Origin of the sequence: Pseudogracilibacillus amylolyticus (SeqCode) (assembly GCF_051918545.1) — a bacterium.
Taxonomy (GTDB): Bacteria; Bacillota; Bacilli; order Bacillales; family Amphibacillaceae; genus Pseudogracilibacillus.
Map to the genome: position 1 here is coordinate 1 of NZ_JBPPZG010000252.1, position 5,040 is coordinate 5,040.

General features: G+C 35.3%; 6 protein-coding genes, 1 tRNA gene and 1 pseudogene. 1 reads left to right on the forward strand and 7 read right to left on the reverse strand.

Translation table 11 applies throughout. From position 1 onward, the window contains the following. A pseudogene (locus ACPYKA_RS18680) lies at nucleotides 1-647 on the reverse strand (stage II sporulation protein E); the annotation flags it as partial. A gap of 322 nt (nucleotides 648-969) precedes the next feature. On the opposite strand from ACPYKA_RS18680, the gene ACPYKA_RS18685 reads away from it, so the two are divergent. Beyond that, nucleotides 970-1,043: transfer RNA gene (locus ACPYKA_RS18685), tRNA-Met, on the forward strand. Between the two features lie 734 nt (nucleotides 1,044-1,777). Here the strand turns inward: ACPYKA_RS18685 and ACPYKA_RS18690 are convergent. The 6 genes from ACPYKA_RS18690 to mazG all read right to left on the reverse strand — a co-directional run. Further along, entirely contained in the window at nucleotides 1,778-2,161 is a 384-nt protein-coding gene (locus ACPYKA_RS18690; protein ID WP_479543713.1) for a S1 domain-containing RNA-binding protein, read from the reverse strand. A 71-nt stretch (nucleotides 2,162-2,232) separates the two neighbouring features. After that, the gene (locus ACPYKA_RS18695; RefSeq protein ID WP_479543714.1) at nucleotides 2,233-2,616 is read right to left on the reverse strand and encodes an FtsB family cell division protein; all 384 of its coding nucleotides are present in this window, start codon (nucleotides 2,614-2,616) and stop codon (nucleotides 2,233-2,235) included. Between the two features lie 88 nt (nucleotides 2,617-2,704). Further along, nucleotides 2,705-3,304 (reverse strand): spore cortex biosynthesis protein YabQ, encoded by a 600-nt coding sequence (gene yabQ / locus ACPYKA_RS18700; protein WP_479543715.1) that lies wholly within the window; start codon nucleotides 3,302-3,304, stop codon nucleotides 2,705-2,707. After that, nucleotides 3,301-3,600 (reverse strand): sporulation protein YabP, encoded by a 300-nt coding sequence (gene yabP / locus ACPYKA_RS18705; RefSeq protein WP_479543716.1) that lies wholly within the window; start codon nucleotides 3,598-3,600, stop codon nucleotides 3,301-3,303. The genes yabQ and yabP overlap by 4 nt, the downstream gene beginning before the upstream one ends. Nucleotides 3,601-3,650: 50 nt before the next feature. Further along, the gene (locus ACPYKA_RS18710; RefSeq protein WP_479543717.1) at nucleotides 3,651-3,917 is read right to left on the reverse strand and encodes an RNA-binding S4 domain-containing protein; all 267 of its coding nucleotides are present in this window, start codon (nucleotides 3,915-3,917) and stop codon (nucleotides 3,651-3,653) included. A 4-nt stretch (nucleotides 3,918-3,921) separates the two neighbouring features. Continuing rightward, nucleotides 3,922-5,040: nucleoside triphosphate pyrophosphohydrolase (gene mazG / locus ACPYKA_RS18715; protein WP_479543718.1), on the reverse strand; the 1,119-nt coding region annotated here is incomplete at its 5' end.

Consider the following 5,040-nt stretch of genomic DNA (forward strand, 5'->3'; position numbering starts at 1 on the left):
AGTACAATATATCGAGAAAAGACATGTTCTAATGAAACACCGGATATTTCCCAACCGATGAAACCAGTTAATATAGAGGCTAACAAAATAATGATACAAATTAACTCTTCATTTTTTAATGCAGGTTGGTATCTTTTTAGTGCTAATAATGGCAAGCTCTGCATAAAGATTAAAAAGAGAACGATTCCTAGTATCCCTTCTACAAGTAAATGAGCGAATTCATATACTGTTATTTGACTTGGTAAAGAATATAAAAACAAACGAGTTAACGAAGTAGATAAGAAGATGAACAATATCAATACACGCATGTTACTCCTATCTTTTAAAAATTGGACAAAGATCGTAAACACTACAGTAGAAATTGTTATAAAAACAGCGTGTTCGAGGGAATAGGTCCACGCTCCAAATAAAACAAATGCAACTACTACAAACATTCTTCTCTGATAAACCGCCCATGCTGTTGCCAAAAATGCAATAGCGAATGGTGAAATATTATATAAAATAACAGCTCGTCCTAATAATAAGCCAACTAAAAAAAGTAATAGCTTCTTTTCAATAAATATTTCCTTAAGAGAAGTGGAGATCTTTCTTTTCCAATTGCTACGTTTCTTTTCTAATACACTTTCTACTTTTATAGCTTGACTCACAATCTTTCTCCTCCCCAATAATAGTCGTGATAATGATTAAATCATATTATCACTCCTTATTTTGTCAAAATTTAATTCACATGCTAACTTTCTTTCGACTGATTACTACGAGAAGAAGCGTTGTTTTACAAGTTATCAATAATAAATGTGAGTACACAATATAAAAATACTAGATTACGTGACTAAAAGATTGGATTATTAAAAGATATGTCATGAAATATCGATTTGTTGACTTAAAATCTATTATCGTGTAATATATTTTCTGTTGGCAATTTATGCTTAACCATATAGATTTGGTGATAAATTTGCTATTTTTAATGATGGCGGTGTAGCTCAACTGGCGAGAGCGTACGGTTCATACCCGTAAGGTTGGGGGTTCAATCCCCTCCGCCGCTATACTAAAATATGAAAAAATCTGCTCGCAACCCCGCAGCAGATTTTTTGTTTTTTAAAATAAAACGCTACTTAAATCCAGGTGCTTTTAATCTTCGTAGTTGAAGGATACTGTGCAGTAATGAAAATTTAAAAACTAGTAACAGTAGCTTTGATTACAGGCCGTGGAAATACAAATGAAATTATAAAGCATAATACCGCTACGGAAATACACTGCGCTTTCCGCAGGCGGCTGATGAGCCTCCGACGTACAGGACGTACTAGTGTCGATGACGTCACAGGACGTGACGTTTGTCATCGACCTTGTGCTTTCGCACTGCGTTGTCTCACCGAGGCCTTTCCTCCCACAGGAGTCTCCGTGTATTTCCTTCGCTGGGTGTGCTTGGTAAACAGCTATGCATAGTTTGTTACTACTATCTCTATGGTTGATTGGAGCCGGAGGGCAGTCGACTCCTGTGGGAAAAGCACGTGTCTGAAGACCCCGCAGCGGTGATCTTTCCGCGAGGAGGCTGAAGCCGTGCCCACGGAAAGCGAACTGCCCGCAGGCGGAAATCAACGGAGCAGTAGCTAGGTTGACCGATAAATTATCAACCTAATTTACTGCACAGTTTATGGATATTTGGCAATAGCAAATTAGAATACAGCAAAAACAAAAAAGCAGATATCACAATTATGCGATATCTGCTTTTTTTATTTATTATTAAATCAACAGAGCATTCACTCTAGACAGCAATTTGCTAACCTCTCTTAGCACCTCTACCTCCACGTCTGGATTCCGTGTGCTTCTTTAAAGAGGCTAAACGGTCCTCAGAATCTTTTAGAAAACGATTAATTTTTGACTCAAAATTTTCTGTACGCTCCCGAGGTTGTCTTTGGCGTACTGGTCTTTCTTTTGCTTTTTTAATGGATAAACCGATTTTACCATCTTTCTCTACATTAATTACTTTTACTTTAATTTCTTCGCCAACAGTTAAATGTTCATTAATATCTTTAACATAATTATCCGCAACTTCACTAATGTGAACAAGTCCTGTTGTCCCTTTCTCTAACTCTACGAAAGCACCAAAATGAGTGATTCCAGTAACCTTTCCTTGCAATTTGCTGCCTACTTCAATCGACATAAAAAAAATGCTCCTCCTTGAATTTTTTTAAAGCTTTCCTTATTCCAGTATACGAATTCTACAAAAATATGTCAATAAGAGCGCTCCTCTTCCTCAGGTAACTGAAAAATTAATTCACCCTCTTTGGACAAAAAGTAATTTGTTCTAGCAATATCTAATATGTATTCTTCGTCGTTAAGCAAGTCAATTTCTTCCAATAAATTCTTCTTTTCCTTTTCAAGAACAGATTTCTGCTCAATTAGCTCATTATATTGTTCTTGTTTTTCAGCATGAAGTGATCGCTGTTTTATATGGTAACTTAATAAAAACCCAAAGGTAACAACAATGACCACGCTCGCAAATACTAACCGCTGAATCAACTTCTTCTTTCGACGACGTTTTCTTTCTAACTCTACATTGTATTTGTTCATATATTCGGATCTAATTTTTGCTACAGTTTTATTTGGTCTGGTCAATGAATGGTTTACCTCCTTTATCGATTACCTTTTAGCACATGTTCAAAAAAGGGATAAAAGCGATGCCGTGAAGCACCTAATACCACCTTTACCGAACTTTTTGAATAACCTCTTTTAACCATTTTTTTATTTTATATATTATTGTACTACAAAACGCAACTAATTTGGTAGCATTATTCCAAATTTTTTCAGGAATAAGCTTTCGAATGTAGGAAAAAAGTATTCGAAATGGGGATAGCAATATTTTTAATATAAATCGGAGAATACGATATAACAAATTACCAATGAAATAGACAATTCGAAGAAGAACTTCAATAATCCATCTGACCGGACGTATTACAAGCGTATTGATAATATTAATAATTCCCACAGTTATTGCGACTAGAACCTTAATGATCCATTCTAAAACCCGTATATAAATTGTTTTAAACATAACGACATATATGCTAAACCCTAGTAAACAGGCTAAGAATATATATACGCGTAACTCCCCGTCATTCACTTGGAATAGAACGAAAAAAAGGATCAATGTTTGAATAATCCAATATAAAATTTCTATAATAAATGTGACCACTTTTTTACTATTCCAAATGACAGAGATTCTCCGATAAGTTTCTGTAGCGAACCCCAAATAAATCCCACTCACTACCATAGAGATCATCGTTAATAACTGCGTACTTAACGTCATCTAAACAGCCTGCTAAACAGTCCTTTAGCTTTCTCCTGCTGTTGTTCATCTACATAAGTAAGCTCGTACACTTTTCCTTGAATCTGAACAATCCCTTCTTCGACATTTAAATTTTTAAGTTGTAAATTTTGACCACGAACAATTAAATATCCCATATTTGTTTCTAATAAAAACTCTTCATTGTCAAAACTATCAATTTCTTTTACACCATTGATTTCAAGCTCTTTTCGGTTGTTAATGCTCACACGATGTTCTTTTTGAACTGTTATATTTTCGACACGCTCATAATAATTCATCTTCGTCACCTTCCTTACTAAAATCTATGAAGGAAAGGACAAGGTTAGAACTATTCATCTCGATTAATTTTCTCTTCCTTTATTACTTCATAAAGAGTTGTCGCTTCTTCCTTTCTAACATGCTCTTTAACGGAAGTCACCTTTACTGTTACAACTGTTTGGCCAAAAGTTATTTCAATTTCATCCCCAGTTTCTACGTTAACGGAAGGTTTTGCAACCTGACCATTTACTTTAATTCTATTTTGTTCAGCAATTTGCTTAGCCAACGGACGACGTTTAATTAAACGAGAAACTTTTAAAAACTTATCTAAGCGCATATAATCACTCCTTTTTCTTCGCTTCATTCCAAAGTTGATCAAGATCAGTCAGCGACATTTGCTCCAATGACTTTCCAGCGAGTTTAACTGTTTTTTCAATTTCATTAAATCTAAAAATAAACTTCTCATTTGTTCTTCCTAAAGCTATTTCTGGATTTATTTGATAAAATCTACTCAGATTCGCCATAACAAATAAAATGTCACCGAACTCTTTCTCCATTTCATCGTAATTATCCTCTTTTTGTGCTTGTTTAAATTCTTCTACTTCTTCTAAAAACTTGTCCCATACATCTTCTACATTTGACCAATCAAATCCTACATGTGCTGCTTTTTTTTGCAGCTGATAAGCTACCTCAAGTGAAGGTGCATGGCGCACAACGGAATCCAACAAATGATCTTCGTTTCGCTCCTGTTTTTCCTCGCTCTTTAATTCTTCCCAACTTTTTTCAGTAGAGCCAGTACCAAATACATGTGGATGACGATGAATCATTTTCTCGGTGACGCTTTTAATCACATCATCAATGGTAAAATACCCATTATCTTCGCCAATTTGACTATGTAACATTACTTGCAGAAGTACATCACCTAATTCCTCGACAATTCCCTCATCATCCTTGCGATTAATCGCATCAATTAACTCATACACTTCTTCTACAGCGTATTGTCTTAGTGTTTCATGTGTCTGCTTTTTATCCCAAGGACAACCATGTGGCCCCCTAAGAGTGCGAATTACATCGCGTAATGTAGGAAACTGATGGGGTAATTGTTCTTTGGAAATTGGTGGGACATAAACACTGGTTAAATTGCTTAAAGTTACCGTACGATCTAATTCTTTAACTGGAACTTTTTGTATTTTTTCTTGTTGTGTTCCTACAGCTTCTATAACTACTACTTCTTGTTCAGGGTTTAAATCTTCCAAAAGGACGAGCTTTACTTCTGACGCAATAAATCTGTCATATACTTGGCAAAAAATAAGATGCTGCTTGTAATTTAATTCGTCTCGTTGAAAGGCGGTTGCATCGACGAACTGAAAGCCATCAATTGGGTCTATTTTCAAAGCAGTAAATAGATCATCAAGAAAACTTTGTCCACCTTCAATTTTCACTTCTACATCTTTTTGTGA